Below are 17,385 nucleotides of genomic sequence, written 5' to 3' on the forward strand. Positions count from 1 at the left end.
CGTCGCCAGCGTCAGATTTGTATAAGAGACAGCCCCCCGCAGACCGCCCTGCCCTGGGGCATCGCCCTCACCGCCTGCGGACTCGCCGTCGAGGGGTACGCCGGCCGCGGCGGGGCCGTGCTGCCCGTCGGCTGGGTCCTCACGGCCCTCGGGCTCGCCCTCGCCGGCCCCGGCCTGGTCCACGCCTGCGGAACCCTGGTCCAGACCGCCCGCCCGGGCGCACTCCGGCTGCTCGCCGGCCGGGCCCTGCAGGAGGAGGCCCCCCGGATCGGCCGCCCGCTCGGCGTGCTCTGTGCGGTGGGGGCGGCCGCGCTCAGCGCCGCGGCCCTGCCCGGTCCGGGGGGACTCGGCGCCCCGCTCGGCCCGCTGACCGGCCCGGCCTGCGCCCTCGTCGCCCTGTGCGCGGCCGCGACCCTGCTCGCCTCCGCCGTGGAAGTCCGCCAGAGCCGATCCGCCGCCCGCGCCGCCCTGATCGAACTCGGCACCCCCGCAACCGTCCTGCGGACGGCCGCCACCGTCCGGGTCGGCGCGCTGCTCACGGTGTGCGTCCCCGTCAGCTGGGGGCTGGCGGAGTTGACTTCGCTCGCACTGACCCGCTGACTGTGCCCCGCTGACGCTGACCCTCCGACCCGCGAGCACTGCAACAAACCGGGCCGGGGAGGCAACTTCCCGGCCCGTTCTCACGTCTGGCAGTCGTACCCCGCACAAGCGGTACTTACGGCACAACCTGTCACACGTGAACGGAGCCACCGGTGCTCATAGGCCTGCTGACCGCGATAGCGGCGTCCATCTGCTACGGCACGGGATCCGTCCTGCAAGCCGTCGGATCGCGCCGGGCCGCCCGGGCGAACCCGGCCGCCGCCGGGGTCACCGCGCACGGCGGCCCCAACCTGACGTCGACCGCGAAGGCGGCGATGACCTGGGAATTCATCGTCGGCACCATCCTGGACTTCGCGGGCTTCGGCCTGGGTGCCCTCGCCGCCCGGATGCTCCCCCTCTTCCTGTCCCAGACGGTCATCAGCGCCAACCTGGTGATCACGGCGATCCTGAGCGTGCGGATGCTCGGCCTCCGGCTGACCCGCAAGGAGTGGATCTCCATCGGCGTCGTGTGCGCGGCGCTCGTCCTGCTCGCCACGGCCGCCGGGCACGAGGGCGGCCACCACGCCCCGATGGCCACGCACTGGTGGCTGTTCGCCGTCACCGCGCTGATCATCGTGGGCGGCACCGTGGCCGTACGCCTGCTCGGCGGCCGGGCCGCGATACTCGCCGGCCTGCTGTCCGGCCTCGCCTTCGGCGCGCTCGGCGTCGGCGTCCGGATCCTGAACGGCATCGACCCCTTCGACCCGCTCGCCCTGCTCGGCGACCCGGCCCTGTACGCGATCGTGCTCGCCGGCGTCGGCGGCATGTACCTGCACACCGTGGCCCTGCAGATCGGCTCCGTGAACGGGGCGACCGCCGCGCTGGTGGTCGGCGAGACCGTGCTGCCCGGGGCGATCGGCGTGCTGTGGCTCGGCGACGCCTCCCGGCCGGGCCTGGCCTGGCTGGCCGTGCTGGGCTTCGTCCTCGCGGTGGCCGGGGCCGTGGCCGTGGCCTGGTACGGCAAGCACGACGGGGCCGACGCCCCGATCACCGACCCGGAGCCGGCCCGGGCCCCGGAACCGGAGCCGGCGCCGCTGCGCTAGCAGGCCGCCCGGCGGGGCCCAGCGCGGCGGCCTACGGTGGGGGGATGGACCACCGCCGCGACCGGGTGGCCACGGCTGCGTTCACGGTCGGCGCCGTGGCAGCCGGGGGCAACGCCGTCGGGGTCAGGTTCTGCCTGCGGGAGCTCGACCCGCTGTGGAGCGCCGCCCTGCGGTTCGGTGCCGCCACGCTGGTGCTGGTCTGCGTCATGGCCGCCCTCCGGCTGCCCTGGCCACGGGGGCGGGCCCTGGGCGGGGCGGCCCTCTACGGGCTGCTCAACTTCGGCGTCACGTTCGCCCTCACGTACTACGCCCTGGTGCACATCCACGCCGGCCTCGGGCAGACGCTCTTCGCACTCGTACCCCTGGCCACCCTGCTGCTGGCCGTCGCGCAGCGGCAGGAGCGGCTGCGGGCCGGGGCGGCCGCGGGCACGCTGTGCGCCCTGGCAGGGGTCGCCGTGATCTCCCAGGCCCCGCTCCAGGCGTCGGTGCCGCCGTTCGCCCTGCTCGCCTCGCTGGGGAGCGTGCTGTCGCTGGCCGAGGCCGCAGTGCTGGTGCAGCGGCTGCCGAAGGTGCACCCGGTGGCCATGAACGCGGTGGGCATGGCGGCCGCCGCGGCCGCCTTGTTCTCCGGGTCGGCGCTCGCGGGCGACCGCTGGGTGGCGCCGGAGCGCGCCGCGACCTGGTGGGCCCTGGCATACCTGGTCGTGGCGGGCTCGGTGCTCACCTTCGTCTGCTACCTGCTCGTGATCCAGCGCTGGGGCGCGGCCCGGGCGGCGTACGCGTTCGTCGTGGCCCCGGTCATCGCGATCCTCGCCTCGGCCCGGCTCGACGACGAGCCGCTGACCCCCTCGCTGCTGCTGGGCGCCCCGCTCATCCTCGCCGGCGTGTACCTCGGCGCGCTGCGCCGGCCCGGCCCGGCTCCCGATGCCCCGGTCAGGCCTCCGGGAGGACGACCACCTCGGTCGGTGTGAACGCCACCGCCACCCGGTCCCCCACCGCCGGGGCGGCGGCCAGCCCGCACTCGGCCTCCAGGTCCGGGCCGGACTCCGGGCGCAGCCGCAGCGCCACGTGCGTGCCGCGGAAGGTGCGGGACACCACCTCGCAGGCGAGGCCCGCCGCCGCGAGCACCACGCCCGCCGGCCGGATCAGCACCCGCTGCTCCCCCTCCGGGGATCCCTCCGGCACGGGAACCTTGCCCCAGGCGGTCGCCGCGGCGCCGCCCGACACCGTCGCCGGGACGACGTTCTCGAAGCCGAGGAAGCGCGCCACGAACTCGGAGGCCGGCCGCTGCCACACCTCCAGCGGGGTCCCGGCCTGCGCGATCCGGCCGTCGCCCATCACCACGACCCGGTCGGCCAGGGCGAACGCCTCCCCCTGGTCGTGGGTGACGGCCAGCACGGTGGTGCCCAGCCGGGAGAACAGCCCGCGCAGCTCCACCACCAGGCGCTCGCGCAGCCCGCGGTCCAGCTGCCCCAGCGGCTCGTCCAGCATCAGCAGCCGCGGCGACGGGGCCAGCGCCCGGGCCAGCGCGACCCGCTGCTGCTCGCCGCCCGACAGGGAGGCCACCGAGCGGCGCCGGGCCCCGGGGAGCCCGACCAGTTCCAGCAGCTCCGCGACCCGGTCCTCCGCGGGGCCGCCCGCTCCGCGGCGCAGGCCTCGCAGTACGCCCCCGGCGCCCTGCATGCGCAGGCCGAACGCCACGTTGTCGCCGACGTTGCGGTGCGGGAAGAGCTGGTGGTCCTGGAACATCAGCCCGACCCCCCGCCGGTGCACGGGCACCCGTGCCTGGTCGGCGCCGCCCAGCAGGACCCGGCCGGCCGAGACGGGCTGGAGCCCGGCGACGACCCGCAGCAGCGTGGACTTCCCGCTGCCGCTCGGCCCCAGTACGCAGACGATCTCGTGCTCGGCGACCCGGAGGTCCACCCGGTCGACGACGGCGCGCTCGCCGAAGCGGACCGAGACCCCGGCCAGTTCGAGCAACGTCATCAGAACTCTCCCGAGGTCTTGTCGGGGCGCAGCCGCTCCAGCACCAGCAGGGCGGCCGCGCACACCAGCATCAGAATCGTGCTCAGGGCCATCGCCTGCCCGTAGTTCAGCTCCCCGGCCCGCCCGAGCAGCCGGGCCACGGCCACCGGCAGCGTCGGCCGGTCGGGCCGCGCGATGAAGACGGTGGCCCCGAACTCCCCCAGCGACACGGCGAAGGCGAAGCCGGCCGCGATCAGCAGCGCCCGCCGCACCAGCGGCAGGTCCACCTCCCGCCAGGCCCGCAGGGGGGACGCGCCCAGCACGGCTGCCGCCTCCCGGAGCCGGCTGTCCACGGCCCGCAGCACCGGCAGCATGGTCCGTACGACGAAGGGCACGCCGACGAGCGCCTGGGCCAGCGGCACCAGGATCCACGAGGTCCGCAGGTCAAGCGGCGGCTCGTCCAGGGTGATCAGGAACCCGAAGCCGACGGTCACCGCGGACACCCCGAGCGGCAGCATCAGCAGCGCGTCGAAGCCGCGGACGAAGGGGCCCGCTCTCCGGGTCAGCGCGGCGGCCGCGAGCCCGCCGACCACGAGGGCGATGCCGGTGGCGGCCAGTGCGTACTGCAGGGAGTTCCAGACGGCCTCCAGCGGCGGCACCAGAAACGTTCCGCCGCCCGAGCCGGCGCTCTGCAGCGCCCGGTAGAAGCCCAGCCCGTACCCGCCCGGGGCGTCGAGGGACCGCTCCACCAGCACGCCCAGCGGCAGCACGACGAGCACGGCCACCGTCAGCAGCACCCCGCCCAGCAGGGCGCGCTGGGCGAATCCGCGCGGCCGGTGCGCGGTCCGCGCCGGGTCCACGAGCCGCAGCGCGGTCTCGCGCCGGCGTACGGTCCAGGCGTGCACGGCGAGGATCAGGGCGACGGCGGCGAACTGGACCATCGTCAGGACGGCGGCCGTGGACAGGTCCAGCAGCTGCGCGGTCTGCCGGTAGACCTCCACCTCCAGCGTGGCGTACGAGGGCCCGCCGAGGATCTGCACGACGCCGAACGAGGTGAACGTGAACAGGAAGACCATGAGCGCGGCCGCGGCCACCGCCGGGACCAGCGCGGGCAGCGTCACCCGCCGCCAGGCGGCGAACCGCCCGGCGCCCAGCACCCGGGCGGCCTCCTCCTGGCGGGGGTCCAGCTGCGCCCACAGCCCGCCGACGGTGCGGACGACCACGGCGTAGTTGAAGAAGACGTGTGCGAGCAGGATCGCCCACACGGTGGTGTCCAGCCGTACGCCCCACAGCTCCTCCAGCAGCCCGCCCCGCCCGACCAGCGCCAGGAAGGCGGTGCCGACGACCACGGTGGGCAGCACGAAGGGGACGGTGACCACGGCCCGCAGCAGCTGCTTGCCGGGGAACTCCAGCCGTGCGAAGACGTACGCGGCGGGGAGCGCGATCAGCAGGGTGAGCAGCGTGGAGGCGGCCGCCTGCCAGGCGGTGAACCAGACCACCCCGGCGATCTCGGGCTGGGTCAGCACCTCGCCGATGCGGCCGGCCTGCCAGCCGGTGTCGGTCCTGAGCCCGCGGCCGACGATCGCGGTGACGGGGTAGGCGAAGAACAGCGCGAAGAAGGCCAGCGGCAGGGCCATCAGGGCCGTCCTGACAGCCGCACCGCGTGCCGTCCTGCCCGCTGTCCGGCCCGGGGCTACTTCACGACGAGCGAGGACCATGTCTTGACCCACTGCTCACGGTTCTTGGCGATGGTCTCGGGAGCCACGGTCTCGGGCTTCTCGACGACCACGCCGTGCTGCGTGAACAGCTCCGGCAGCGAGGCGTCCGTGACCACCGGGTTCACGAACATCTGGAGCGGCATGTCCTCCTGGAACTTCTTGCCGATCATGAAGTCGATCAGCGCCTTGCCGCCCTCCTCGTTCTTCGCGCCCTTGAGCAGGCCGGCGAACTCGACCTGGCGGAAGCAGGTGCCGGTGGCCACGCCCGTCGGGGCCTCGGCCGGCTTCGGGTCGGCGTACAGGACCTCGACCGGCGGGCTGGAGGCGTAGGAGACGACCAGCGGGCGGTCGCCCTTGGCCTTCTTGCCGCCCGCGGAACCGGAGAAGCGCTCGTTGTAGGCCTGCTCCCAGCCGTCGACGACCTCGACGCCGTTGGCCTTGAGCTTGCTCCAGTAGTCCTTCCAGCCCTCCTCGCCGTACTTGCCGACGGTGGCCAGCAGGAAGCCCAGGCCCGGGGAGGAGGTGGCCGCGTTCTCGGTGACCAGCAGGTTCTTGTACTCGGGCTTGACCAGGTCTTCGAGCGTCTGCGGCGGGGCGATCTTCTTGTCGGCGAAGTACGCCTTGTCGTAGTTGACGCAGATGTCGCCGGAGTCGACGGGCGTGACCCGGTGCTGCTTGTCGAGGACGTACTCGGGCTTCACACCGGCCAGGCCCTTGGACTCGTACGGGGTGAAGATGCCGTTGTCCAGGGCGCGCGAGAGGAGGGTGTTGTCCACGCCGAAGAACACGTCGCCGCGCGGGGAGCCCTTGGTGAGGATCTCCTGGTTGAGGGCGGCACCCGCGTCCCCGGACTTGAGGACCTTCACGGTGTAGCCGCTCTGCTGCTCGAACTCCTTCAGGACCGCTTCGGTCACGCTGAAGGAGTCGTGGGAGACGAGGGTGACCGTCTTGGACTTCGGCGACCCGCTGGCGCCGTCCTCGGCCTTGTCCTGGCCGCCGTCGCCGCCGCAGGCGCTGAGCGTGGTGACACCGAGGGCGGCCGCGAGCGCGACTCCCGCGATCTTCTTGGTGGTGCTCACTGGTTGTATTCCTCCTGGGATGACCAGGAGAAGACGCGGCCCTGCCCCGGCGCTCTGTCGAGAGCGGGCGCCGGGGCAGGGCGCAACAGCTTGAGTGGTGACCGAACTTCCTACCCCGAATGACCGGGGCGAGGTTCAGAGGGTCTGCGGCTGACGGTGCCGCACTCTCAGCGCTGTGGCGCTCCCCTGTCGGAATATGCAATTGGTTCGGCCACAGGGTACCCCGTGGCCCAACCGGCCCCACGAGAAGCGGAAGCTACCGCTCCGCAGCGGCCAGCTGGCCGCACGCACCGTCGATCTCCTGACCGCGGGTGTCACGGACGGTCACGGGCACGCCGTGGCGGGCGATGGCCTCGACGAAGGCCCGCTCGTCCTCGGGGCGCGAGGCGGTCCACTTCGAGCCCGGCGTCGGGTTCAGCGGGATCAGGTTGACGTGGACGCGCTTGCCCTTGAGGAGCTTGCCCAGGAGGTCGCCGCGCCAGGCCTGGTCGTTGATGTCGCGGATCAGGGCGTACTCGATGGAGACCCGGCGGCCGGACTTCTCGGCGTACTCCCAGGCCGCGTCGAGGACCTCGCGGACCTTCCAGCGGGTGTTCACGGGCACGAGGGTGTCGCGCAGCTCGTCGTCGGGAGCGTGCAGCGAGACGGCGAGGCGGCACTTGAAGCCCTCGTCGGCGAACCGCAGCATCGCCGGGACCAGGCCGACGGTGGAGACGGTGATGCCGCGCTGGGACAGGCCCAGGCCGTCCGGCTCGGGGTCGGTCAGGCGGCGGATGGCGCCGACGACCCGCTTGTAGTTGGCCAGCGGCTCGCCCATGCCCATGAAGACGATGTTCGACAGCCGGGCCGGGCCGCCGGGGACCTCGCCGTCGCGCAGGGCGCGCATGCCGTCGACGATCTGGTGCACGATCTCCGCGGTGGACAGGTTGCGGTCCAGGCCGGCCTGGCCGGTGGCGCAGAACGGACAGTTCATGCCGCAGCCGGCCTGCGAGGAGATGCACATGGTGACCCGGTCGGGGTAGCGCATCAGTACGGACTCGACCAGCGTGCCGTCGTGCAGCCGCCACAGGGTCTTGCGGGTGGTGTCGTCGTCGCAGGAGATGTGCCGCACGACGCTCATCAGGTCGGGCAGCAGCTCCTCGCGGAGCTTCTCGCGGGAGGACGCCGGGATGTCGGTCCACTCCGCCGGGTCGTGGGCGTAGCGCGCGAAGTAGTGCTGCGAGAGCTGCTTGGCCCGGAACGGCTTCTCGCCGATCGCGGCGACCGCCTCGCGCCGCTCGGCCGGCGAGAGGTCGGCGAGGTGCCGGGGCGGCTTCTTCGCTCCCTTGGGCGCGACGAAGGTGAGCTCTCCCGGAGCGGGGCGGGGTGCCATGATCGGTCCTTCCTCAGGCGACGAGGTCCGACGGGCTCCGCGCGTGCGGAGCCGATGGCGATGGCGCGGTCCGCGCCCGGAGACCTCACGAGATGCATCCCCGCGATCACGGGGAAAGGGCGCACCACGGAAAGGGTGCGCCCTTCAGGATAACCCGGTCGGCTCAACCGGTACCGACGATCCGGTTCCGGCGGTCAGCCGGTGCCGACGAACAGGGCCAGCAGCAGCCAGACCACCGGGGCGGTCGGCAGGAGGGAGTCCAGCCGGTCCATGATCCCCCCGTGGCCGGGGAGCAGGGTGCCCATGTCCTTGATGCCCAGGTCCCGCTTGATCATCGACTCGCCGAGGTCGCCCAGCGTGGCGCTGACCGCGACCGCGAGGCCGAGGACCAGGCCCTGCCACCAGGCTCCGCCGTCGACCAGGAACTCCATGCACAGCGCGCCGGCTCCCATCGAGAAGGCCACCGCGCCGAGGAGCCCCTCGCGGGTCTTCCCCGGGCTGATGCGCGGCGCGAGCTTGGTCTTGCCGAAGCGCCAGCCCACCGCGTAGGCCCCGGTGTCGCTGACCACGGTCAGCGCCAGGAAGGTGAGCACCCGCTGCGGGCCGTCGTCCGCCGTGAGGAGCATCGCGACGAAGGTCGCCAGGAAGGGCACGTAGAACGCCGCGAAGACACCCGCCGTGACGTCCTTGAGGTAGTCCTCGGGCTGCTCGGTCATCCGCCAGACCAGGACCGCCAGCGCGGTCAGGGCCATGGCCACCCAGGCGCCCTCGGCACCCCTCACGTACCCGGCGATGACCATGGCGGCGCCGCCGATCGCGAGCGGGACGAGCGGCGCCTTGATGCCCTTCTTCTCCTGCAGCCGGGAGGTGAGCTCCCACAGGCCGACGACGACCGCGACGACGATGACGCCGACGAAGACCGCCTTCACGATGAAGAGCGAAGCGAAGATCACGGCACCGAGGCCGACACCGACCCCTATGGCGGCACGCAGGTCTCGCCCGGCCCGCTTCTTCTGCTTCTTCTGCGGCGGGGGCGAGGAGTCCTGCGGTGCCTGCGAAGGCGGAGGCGGGGGGCTGGGCATGGGCTCCTGCGGCGGCATCTCGGTGCGGAACGGGGGGCCGCCGTCAGCGGCAGCCCCCCGATCGCGTGCTTCCCGGTCGTCGAAGTCACGGCCGGCGGCATCGGGCACGATGGGCATGGGCCGAGTGTGCGGTCCCACCAGCGCATCGTATGCGGGACCCGCCGGTACCGGCTCCGTGGCCCAGGGAGAGTCGTTCATCAGACCTCGAGCAGCTCGGCTTCCTTGTGCTTGAGCAGCTCGTCCACCTGCGCGACGTACTTCGCGGTGGTGTCGTCGAGCTCCTTCTCGGCGCGGCGCACCTCGTCCTCGCCCGTCTCCTTGTCCTTGACGAGCTTGTCGAGGGCGTCCTTGGCCTTGCGGCGGACGGAACGGATGGAGACCTTGGAGTCCTCGGCCTTGCCGCGCGCGACCTTGATGTACTCCTTGCGGCGCTCCTCGGTGAGCTCGGGGAAGGTCACCCGGATGATGTTGCCGTCGTTGCTGGGGTTGACCCCCAGGTCGGAGTCCCGGATGGCCTGCTCGATGTTGCGCAGGGCGCTCTTGTCGAACGGGGTCACGACGGCCATGCGCGGCTCGGGCACCGAGAAGGACGCGAGCTGGTTGATGGGCGTCAGGGCGCCGTAGTAGTCCGCCACGATCTTGTTGAACATCGCCGGGTGCGCACGGCCCGTGCGGATCGCGGCGAAGTCCTCCTTGGCGACGACGACGGCCTTCTCCATCTTCTCCTCGGCCTCGAGGAGGATTTCTTCGATCACCACGTGCTCCTGCATGTCTTGAATGGATGGTTCAGGCGGGCGGTGCGGTCCGGGTCCCGCGGGGCCCGGACCGGCTGCGGACCGCTCAGGCCCGGGTTCCCTGGTCGCTCACGAGCGTGCCGATCTTCTCACCCTTGACGGCGCGGGCGATATTGCCCTCGGCAAGCAGTTCGAACACCAGGATCGGCAGCTTGTTGTCGCGGCACAGCGTGATGGCGGTGGCGTCGGCGACCTTGAGGTCGCGGGACAGCACCTCCCCGTACTCCAGCGCGTCGAACTTCACTGCGTCGGGGTTCTTCTTGGGGTCGGAGTCGTAGACCCCGTCGACGCCGTTCTTGCCCATGAGCAGGGCCTCGGCGTCGATCTCCAGGGCACGCTGGGCGGCCGTGGTGTCGGTGGAGAAGTACGGCATGCCCATACCCGCGCCGAAGATCACGACGCGGCCCTTCTCCAGGTGCCGTACGGCCCGCAGCGGAATGTACGGCTCGGCGACCTGGCCCATGGTGATCGCGGTCTGCACGCGGGAGTCGATGCCTTCCTTCTCCAGGAAGTCCTGGAGGGCGAGGCAGTTCATGACGGTGCCGAGCATGCCCATGTAGTCGGACCGGGCGCGGTCCATGCCGCGCTGCTGGAGTTCGGCGCCTCGGAAGAAGTTGCCGCCGCCGATCACGACGGCGATCTCCGCGCCGTCCCGGACCACCGCGCCGATCTCGCGCGCGATGGCATGGACGACGTCGGGGTCGACGCCCAGTCCGCCGCCACCGGAGAAGGCTTCGCCGGACAGCTTCAGCATGAAGCGGCGGCCCTTCTTCCCGTGGTCGCTCTTGTCGTCGGAAGCGTTGTGGGGGTCCACGCCCTGATTCATGGAGATCTCCTCGTGCACATACGAAGAAGGCCATTGCCGGTGGGTCCTCGCGGTTCCCTCTACGGCAATGGCCTCCTCGTCAGATCTGCGGTCGTTCCGCGCGTACGCGGACGACTGCCTCAGACCCTACCGGGGTCCGGTGTCCGTCGTTGTACGGACGGACTCAGATGCCGACCTTGATGCGCGCGAAACGCTTCAGGGTGACACCGGCCTCGTCCAGAACCTTCTGGACGGACTTCTTGTTGTCCAGCGCGTACGGCTGGCCGAGGAGGGTGGCCTCCTTGAAGAAGCCGTTGACGCGACCCTCGACGATCTTCGCGATGGCGGCCTCGGGCTTGCCCTCCGCGCGGGTGACCTCTTCGGCGATGCGGCGCTCGGACTCGACCTTCTCGGCCGGGACGTCCTCGGCGGACAGCCACTGCGGGGCGAACGCGGCGATGTGCTGCGCCACACCGCGGGCGACCTCGGCGTTCTCCTTGTCCAGCTCGACCAGGACGCCGATCTGGAACGGCAGGTCGGGCATGGTGCGGTGCATGTAGGAGGTCACGAAACCGCCGGTGAACTGCGCGAAGCGGTCCAGGACGATCTTCTCGCCGAGGTTGGCGTTGGCCTCGTCGACGAAGGCGGTGACGGTCTTGCCGGGCTCGATCTCGGACGCGAGCAGCGCCTCGATGTCGGCCGGGGAGGTGGCGGCGACGTGCGCGGCCAGCTGGTTGGCGACGGCCAGGAACTTCTCGCCCTTGGCGACGAAGTCGGTCTCGCACTTCAGCTCGACGATGACACCGGAGGTGTTGTCGTCGGCGATGAGGGAGACGACGGCACCGTTCTCGGCAGAACGGCCCTCGCGCTTGGCGACGCCCTTCTGACCCTTGATGCGGAGGGCCTCCTGGGCCTTCTCGACGTCACCGTCGGCCTCGACGAGCGCGTTCTTGCAGTCCAGCATGCCGGCGCCGGTGAGCTCGCGGAGCTTCTTGACGTCAGCGGCGGTGTAGTTCGCCATGAGTCTGTGATTCTCTCTCGAAGTCGTAGATCTACGGGTGAACGGCGGAGGCGCCGCGCTCGTGGCGCGGCTCCCCCGCCGTCATCGTCCGTCCTGCGAGTGCCCGGAGCGTGAACTCCGGGCGCCCTCAGCGGGTCAGGCCTGCTCGGCCTCGGCGGCCGGGGCAGCCTCGGCGGCCGGGGCGGCCTCGGCCGCGTCGGCCTTCTTCTCGCCCTCGAGCAGGTCGCGCTCCCACTCGGCGAGCGGCTCGCCGGCGGCCTTGTCGCCCGGCTTCGAGTCACCGGTCGCAGCGCCGGAGCGGGCGATGAGGCCCTCGGCGACGGCGTCGGCGATCACACGGGTGAGCAGGGTGACGGAGCGGATCGCGTCGTCGTTGCCCGGGATCTTGTAGTCGACCTCGTCGGGGTCGCAGTTGGTGTCGAGGATCGCGACGACCGGGATGTTCAGCTTGCGAGCCTCGCCGACGGCGATGTGCTCCTTCTTGGTGTCGACGATCCAGACGGCGCTCGGCACCTTCTGCATCTCGCGGATACCACCGAGGGTCTTCTCCAGCTTGGCCTTCTCGCGGGAGAGGACCAGGAGCTCCTTCTTGGTGAGACCCGAGGCGGCGACGTCCTCGAAGTCGATCGCCTCGAGCTCCTTCAGGCGCTGCAGGCGCTTGTAGACGGTCGAGAAGTTGGTGAGCATGCCACCCAGCCAGCGCTGGTTGACGTAGGGCATGCCGACGCGCGTCGCCTGCTCGGCGATGGCCTCCTGGGCCTGCTTCTTCGTACCGACGAACATGATGGAGCCGCCGTGCGCGACGGTCTCCTTGACGAACTCGTAGGCGCGGTCGATGTACGACAGCGACTGGAGCAGGTCGATGATGTAGATGCCGTTGCGCTCGGTGAAGATGAAGCGCTTCATCTTCGGGTTCCAGCGACGGGTCTGGTGACCGAAGTGGACGCCGCTCTCCAGCAGCTCCCGCATCGTTACGACGGCCATGGCCATCTCCTTGGTTTCTCGGTTTGGTCCTGACACCCCACCGCGTCCTGCCCCCGGAAAGGGGACCGAGAGACGCTGCCACACGGCCTGGTCGGCCGGTGCTGGGGCGTGCGAAGTCGACCCGGTGACCCGGATCGCCGTAAGAAGTGTACGGGACCGGGCGGTATGCCAGGTGACGCCGCTGTCCACACCCGGCCGCCCGTCCACAGGCTCCGCCGTGCGCTGCGGGCGGTGCGGGACGCTGCCGGCATGACGACTCTGCTGCTCGCACTGCTGCTGGCGCTGACCCGGTCGGTCACCCCGCCCGCCGGGGACGCCCTGCCCTCGGCGGGCGCCCGGCCCGCCGCGGTCGCCCTGCCCGGAACCACGGCTTCCCGCGCTTCGCACGGTCGACACGCCCCGCAGGCCCGGCAGGCCCCGCAGGTTCCGCAGGTTCCACGGCCCTCCGGGGCGGGTCTGGTCTTCCGGCCGCTGCCGGCTCCGCTCGTGGTGGTCCGCTGGTTCGAGCCGCCGCCGTCGCCGTACGCGGCGGGCCACCGCGGGGTGGACCTCGCCGCCCCCGCGGGGGCGCGGGTGCGGGCCGTGGGGCCCGGCCGGGTCCACTTCGCGGGCCCGGTGGCCGGGCGCGGGGTGCTGTCCCTGACCCTGCCCGGGGGCCTGCGCACCACGTACGAGCCGGTCCGACCGCTCGTCGCCGAGGGGGAGCCGGTCGCCGCGGGCCAGGTCGTGGCGGTCCTGACGGAAGGGGGCCACTGCGCAAGCCCCTGTCTGCACTGGGGTCTGCTGTCGGGCGAGACCTACCTCAACCCGCTGTTGCTGATCCCGCGCCCCGCCCCGAGGCTGCTGCCGATGGCGGACCCAATCGGCGGCCCGCCCCGGGCGGCGCCGGCGGCGGTGAGGACGGGGACGGCGGGGCGGGGTCCGCGGGTCAGCCGCGCACGCCCCGGAGGGCCATCGCGACCGCCGTCTGCGTCACCACGGCCGGATCCTCGGCGGCGCCGAGTTCGATGCGCCGCACCGCCGCGTCGACCACGCCCTGGAGCAGTATGGCCGCCAGCTTGGGCTGCTCCTGGCCCAGGGCGGAGAGGGCCTCCACGATCATCGCGACGAGTCCGCCGTGCGCGGCGCGGATCTTCTCGCGGGCGCCGGCGTCCAGCTCGCTCGCCGAGATGGCGACCACGGCCCGGTGCCGGCGGTCGCCGACCAGGCCCAGCTGGCTGCGCACGTACGCCTCGATCTTCGCCTCGGGGGTCGCCGCCTGCTCCATGGCGGCCTCGATCTCGGCCGCCCACACGGGGAAGTCCACCGCGCACAGCTCTTCGACCACGGCCGCGCGGGACCGGAAGTACTCGTAGACGGAGGACCGGGCGAGCCCGGTGCGCTGCGCCAGGGCGGGGAAGGTCAGCGCCTCCGTCCCGCCCTCGGACAGCAGGGTGCGCGCCGCGTCCAGCAGGGCGCGGCGCTGCATCGACCGGTGCTCGGCCACGGAGGCCGCTCGAATCCTGGGCACGCGTCCACTGTACGGAGGACCGGCGGACTCAGCGCCCTACATCCGCAAGCTTTGCGCGCAGTTGCAGCACCGACTTGGTGTGGATCTGGCTGACCCGGCTCTCGGTCACCCCGAGCACGTTGCCGATCTCGGCGAGTGTGAGGCCCTCGTAGTAGTAGAGGGTCACCACGGTCTTCTCGCGCTCGGGCAGCGTGTTGACGGCGCGGGCCAGGAGCCTGCGCAGCTCGCGGTCCTCGGCCACCTCCACCGGGTCGTCGGCCGCGGTGTCCTCCAGGGTGTCCATCAGGGAGAGGCGGTCGCCGCCCTCCCCCCCGACGTGCAGCAGCTCCTCCAGGGCGACCACGTTCGCCAGCGACAACTGGCTGAAGACCGTGTGGAGTTCCTCCACCGCGATGCCCATCTCGCCGGCGACCTCCTGCTCGGTCGGGGTGCGGCGCAGCTGGGCCTCCAGGGTGGCGTAGGCCCGCTCGACCGCCCGCGCCTTCTGCCGTACGGAGCGGGGGATCCAGTCCAGCGCCCGCAACTCGTCGATCATCGCCCCGCGGATCCGGGTGATCGCGTACGTCTCGAACTTGATGGAGCGGTCGAGGTCGAACTTCTCGATCGCGTCGATCAGCCCGAAGACCCCGGAGGAGACGAAGTCGGCCTGCTCCACGTTGGGCGGCAGCCCGACGCTGACCCGGCCGGCGACGTACTTCACCAGCGGCGAGTAGTGCAGGATCAGCTGCTCCCTCAGGCGTTCGTCACCCGTCTCCTTGTACGAGCGCCACAGCGCGTCCAGGGACGAGGGCGCGGTGGCCCGCACGCTGCCGCGGGCAGCGGGGGGCGCGGCGGCGCGGTCGGACCCTGAGATGTACTGGGGCATGCTTCGCCTTTGCCGGAGCGGGATTCCTTGGGAGCGTAGCGTGACGGGATTGTCGCGGTGCGCGAAGAGTACGGGATCGTATGAGGCCCCAGACGCGCCCCGGCTCGCACGGGCGACCCGGGACCGGCGCCTGGCGCTCGGTCCCGGCGGCTGCCGACGGAAGGACCGCGTCTTTCATCGGTTTCACTCTTTCACCGGAACGCCCCAGGTCAGCGAACGCCTCGCCGGGTGCCACCGGTTCGTGTGGCTCATCGGCGTGTCTGCGGCGTCAACCGCCAGCCGGCGCCCAGCCGTTCGACGAACCCCAGAGAGTGAAGTTCGTACAGTCTGCCGATGACTTCATCGGTTCCGGTGCCCGCGGCGAGGGCGAGTTCGTCCACCTGCGCGGTGCGGCCGGCCGGGAGTGCTTCGAGCACCCGGGCGGTGTCCGGGTGCAGCAGGTCCCGGGGGAGGACGGGCCCGCGCCGCTCGGGGGCGAGCTCCCCGATGCCGCCGACGAGTTCGACGACCTCCGCGGCGTCGGTGACGAGCACGCCCTCGCCGCGCAGCAGTTCGTGGACCCCGGCCGAGAGCCCGCTGGTGGCGGGGCCGGGGACGCCCATGGTGAACCGCCCCAGCTCGCCGGCCCGTCGCGCGGTGACCAGGGAGCCGCTGCGGTAGGCGGCCTCGACCACGACGGTGCCCCGGGTGAGGGCCGCGATGACCCGGTTGCGCAGCACGAACCGGGCGGGCGTCGGGTGGCTGCCGGGCGGCAGCTCCCCCAGCACCAGCCCCTGGCCGGCGATGGCCCCGAGCAGCCCGGCGTGTCCGCGGGGGTAGGCGACGTCCACCCCGCAGGCCAGTACCGCGGCCGTGGCGCCGCCGCTGCCGAGGGCTCCGCGGTGAGCCGCGCCGTCGATCCCGTACGCGGCCCCGGACACCACCACCCAGCCCCGCTCGGCGAGCCCGGCGGCCAGCGTGTGGGCCATGTGCGCTCCGTACGGGGTGCAGGCGCGGGCGCCGACCACGGCGACCGAGCGCAGCGCCCAGGTCCGCAGGTCGGGGGCGCCCCGCACCCACAGGCCGACGGGCCGGGCGTCGCCGAGGTCGTCGAGCTGGGTCGGCCACTGGGCCGACCCGGGGCAGATGAACCGGCAGCCCGCCTCGGCGGCGGCCGCCAGGTCCCGCCGGGGGTCGGCGAGCGCGGCCCGCCTGCGGTATCCGGCGAGCCGTCGGCGCCCCGCCCCGCCGAGTGCCTCCGGTTCCGGGTCCGGACCGGTCAGGAGCCGCATCAGCCCGGCGGCTCCGTGTTCGCGCAGCCAGCGCCCGGCGTGCACGTCCCCGGGCTCCAGCACCCGGGTCAGTGCGGCGCGGGCCGACACCTCGGTCCCGGGATCCTCCCGGGCGTCCCACGCATCCGCCTCCGGCGCGGGCGCCGGGGCCGGGCCCCGGGCGGCGCCCGGCAGCGGCTCCCGTCCCGGCCCCCGGGCCGCGGTCACGGCCCGGCCCCCGCGGCCAGGACGGCCCCGCGGCCGATCCCGGTCCGCAGTTCCAGCGCGACGGCCACGTCGAGCGCGTCGGGCCGGTCGTTGCCCCGCACGTCGGCCACCGTCCAGGCGACCCGCAGCACCCGGTCCAGCCCCCGGGCCGTGAGCATCCCGCGCTCCAGGTCCCGCTCGGCCTGCGCCATCGCCCCGGGCGCCGCCGGCCAGCGGGTCCGCAGCTCGTGTCCGGGGATCTCGGCATTGAGCCGCCACGGGGTGCCGGCCAGTCGGGCGGCGGCCCGGTCCCGGGCCCGGCGGACCCGGGCGGCGACCGTCGCCGTGTCCTCCCCGCGGCCGCAGGCGCCGAGCAGCTCGGAGCGACCGACGGGCTCGACCCCGACGCGCAGGTCCACCCTGTCCAGCAGCGGCCCGGACAGCCGCGCCTGGTAGCGGCGGACCGCAGAGGCGGGGCATTCGCAGCCGGCGCCCGGCAGCCCGTGCCGCCCGCACGGGCAGGGGTTCGCCGCGAGCACCATGAGGAACCTGGCGGGCAGCTGCACCACCCCGGCGGCCCGGGCGATGACCACCCGCCCCGATTCGAGGGGCTGGCGCAGCGCGTCCAGCGCTTTGGTGCCGAACTCCGCCGCCTCGTCGAGGAAGAGCACGCCCCGGTGGGCCAGGGAGACCGCCCCGGGACGGGGCACGCCCGCCCCGCCGCCGACCAGCGACTGCATCGTCGCCGAGTGGTGGGGCGCGCAGTACGGAGGTCTGCCGACCAGCGGATCGCCGGGCGGAAGGATCCCCGCGACCGAGTGGACGGCGGTGACCTCCAGGGAGTCCTGCCGGGTGAGCGGCGGCAGGATCCAGGGGAGCCGCTCGGCCAGCATCGTCTTGCCGGCGCCCGGGGGTCCGCTGAGGAAGACGTGGTGGCCCCCGGAGGCGGCCACTTCCAGGGCCCGGCGGGCCGTGTGCTGCCCGGCGACGTCGCGCAGGTCGGGGAAGTCCGCCACCCCGGCCGCTCCCCCGCCCGGCACGACCCCGGTGC

16 protein-coding genes, 1 pseudogene and 1 riboswitch are annotated in these 17,385 nt (G+C 72.9%); of the genes and pseudogenes, 4 read left to right on the forward strand and 13 right to left on the reverse strand.

The features are described 5' to 3' along the window. Positions 1 to 117: 117 nt before the first annotated feature. The 3 genes from HYE82_RS22160 to HYE82_RS39045 all read left to right on the forward strand — a co-directional run bounded on the left by HYE82_RS22160 (position 118) and on the right by HYE82_RS39045 (position 2,653). Positions 118 to 600: a hypothetical protein gene (locus HYE82_RS22160; protein WP_309144407.1), complete on the forward strand. Its 483-nt coding sequence runs from the start codon at positions 118 to 120 to the stop codon at positions 598 to 600. Positions 601 to 752: 152 nt separating this feature from the next. Continuing rightward, complete coding sequence (locus tag HYE82_RS22165; RefSeq protein WP_179175881.1) at positions 753 to 1,682, forward strand: hypothetical protein; 930 nt, start codon at positions 753 to 755, stop codon at positions 1,680 to 1,682. A gap of 44 nt (positions 1,683 to 1,726) precedes the next feature. Beyond that, entirely contained in the window at positions 1,727 to 2,653 is a 927-nt protein-coding gene (locus HYE82_RS39045) for a DMT family transporter (RefSeq protein ID WP_179175882.1), read from the forward strand. On the opposite strand, the gene HYE82_RS22175 is transcribed toward HYE82_RS39045, so the two are convergent. From HYE82_RS22175 to rpsB, 9 genes are all read right to left on the reverse strand, one after another. Continuing rightward, positions 2,616 to 3,668, reverse strand: a complete 1,053-nt coding sequence (locus HYE82_RS22175) for an ABC transporter ATP-binding protein (protein ID WP_179175883.1) — start codon at positions 3,666 to 3,668, stop codon at positions 2,616 to 2,618. The genes HYE82_RS39045 and HYE82_RS22175 overlap by 38 nt on opposite strands. Beyond that, positions 3,668 to 5,284, reverse strand: coding sequence for an iron ABC transporter permease (locus tag HYE82_RS22180; RefSeq protein ID WP_256987538.1), 1,617 nt, complete (start codon positions 5,282 to 5,284; stop codon positions 3,668 to 3,670). Before HYE82_RS22180 ends, HYE82_RS22175 begins: the two co-directional genes overlap by 1 nt. Positions 5,285 to 5,340: 56 nt before the next feature. Continuing rightward, positions 5,341 to 6,444, reverse strand: a complete 1,104-nt coding sequence (locus HYE82_RS22185) for a thiamine ABC transporter substrate binding subunit (protein WP_179175885.1) — start codon at positions 6,442 to 6,444, stop codon at positions 5,341 to 5,343. Between the two features lie 89 nt (positions 6,445 to 6,533). Then, positions 6,534 to 6,642: riboswitch (TPP riboswitch) on the reverse strand. Between the two features lie 58 nt (positions 6,643 to 6,700). Beyond that, positions 6,701 to 7,816, reverse strand: coding sequence for a 23S rRNA (adenine(2503)-C(2))-methyltransferase RlmN (gene rlmN, locus HYE82_RS22190; RefSeq protein WP_179175886.1), 1,116 nt, complete (start codon positions 7,814 to 7,816; stop codon positions 6,701 to 6,703). A 194-nt stretch (positions 7,817 to 8,010) separates the two neighbouring features. Continuing rightward, positions 8,011 to 9,096: a phosphatidate cytidylyltransferase gene (locus tag HYE82_RS22195; RefSeq protein WP_179175887.1), complete on the reverse strand. Its 1,086-nt coding sequence runs from the start codon at positions 9,094 to 9,096 to the stop codon at positions 8,011 to 8,013. Further along, positions 9,096 to 9,653 carry a ribosome recycling factor gene (gene frr, locus HYE82_RS22200; protein ID WP_179175888.1) on the reverse strand — a complete coding sequence of 186 codons (558 nt, stop codon included), beginning with the start codon at positions 9,651 to 9,653 and terminating at the stop codon, positions 9,096 to 9,098. The genes HYE82_RS22195 and frr overlap by 1 nt, the downstream gene beginning before the upstream one ends. An 85-nt stretch (positions 9,654 to 9,738) precedes the next feature. Next, the gene (gene pyrH / locus HYE82_RS22205; protein ID WP_179175889.1) at positions 9,739 to 10,518 is read right to left on the reverse strand and encodes a UMP kinase; all 780 of its coding nucleotides are present in this window, start codon (positions 10,516 to 10,518) and stop codon (positions 9,739 to 9,741) included. 163 nt (positions 10,519 to 10,681) lie between these two features. Next, a complete protein-coding gene (tsf, locus tag HYE82_RS22210; protein ID WP_179175890.1) occupies positions 10,682 to 11,518 on the reverse strand; it encodes a translation elongation factor Ts in 837 nt (278 codons plus the stop codon). Positions 11,519 to 11,653: 135 nt separating this feature from the next. Further along, the gene (rpsB, locus tag HYE82_RS22215; RefSeq protein WP_179175891.1) at positions 11,654 to 12,502 is read right to left on the reverse strand and encodes a 30S ribosomal protein S2; all 849 of its coding nucleotides are present in this window, start codon (positions 12,500 to 12,502) and stop codon (positions 11,654 to 11,656) included. A 249-nt stretch (positions 12,503 to 12,751) separates the two neighbouring features. Between rpsB and HYE82_RS22220 the strand changes: the two are divergent. Further along, a pseudogene (locus tag HYE82_RS22220) lies at positions 12,752 to 13,252 on the forward strand (peptidoglycan DD-metalloendopeptidase family protein); the annotation flags it as partial. Between the two features lie 178 nt (positions 13,253 to 13,430). On the opposite strand, the gene HYE82_RS22225 reads toward HYE82_RS22220, so the two are convergent. The 4 genes from HYE82_RS22225 to HYE82_RS22240 all read right to left on the reverse strand — a co-directional run. After that, entirely contained in the window at positions 13,431 to 13,988 is a 558-nt protein-coding gene (locus HYE82_RS22225; RefSeq protein ID WP_179175895.1) for a TetR/AcrR family transcriptional regulator, read from the reverse strand. Between the two features lie 52 nt (positions 13,989 to 14,040). Then, positions 14,041 to 14,877 (reverse strand): RNA polymerase sigma factor WhiG, encoded by an 837-nt coding sequence (whiG, locus tag HYE82_RS22230; RefSeq protein WP_179175892.1) that lies wholly within the window; start codon positions 14,875 to 14,877, stop codon positions 14,041 to 14,043. Positions 14,878 to 15,125: 248 nt separating this feature from the next. Continuing rightward, on the reverse strand, positions 15,126 to 16,238 hold the full coding sequence (gene dprA / locus HYE82_RS22235; protein WP_309144408.1) for a DNA-processing protein DprA: 1,113 nt from the start codon (positions 16,236 to 16,238) through the stop codon (positions 15,126 to 15,128). Positions 16,239 to 16,351: 113 nt separating this feature from the next. After that, positions 16,352 to 17,385: YifB family Mg chelatase-like AAA ATPase (locus tag HYE82_RS22240; RefSeq protein ID WP_179175893.1), on the reverse strand; the 1,034-nt coding region annotated here is incomplete at its 5' end.

Origin of the sequence: Streptomyces sp. BR123 (assembly GCF_013401435.1) — a bacterium.
GTDB lineage: Bacteria > Actinomycetota > Actinomycetes > Streptomycetales > Streptomycetaceae > Streptomyces.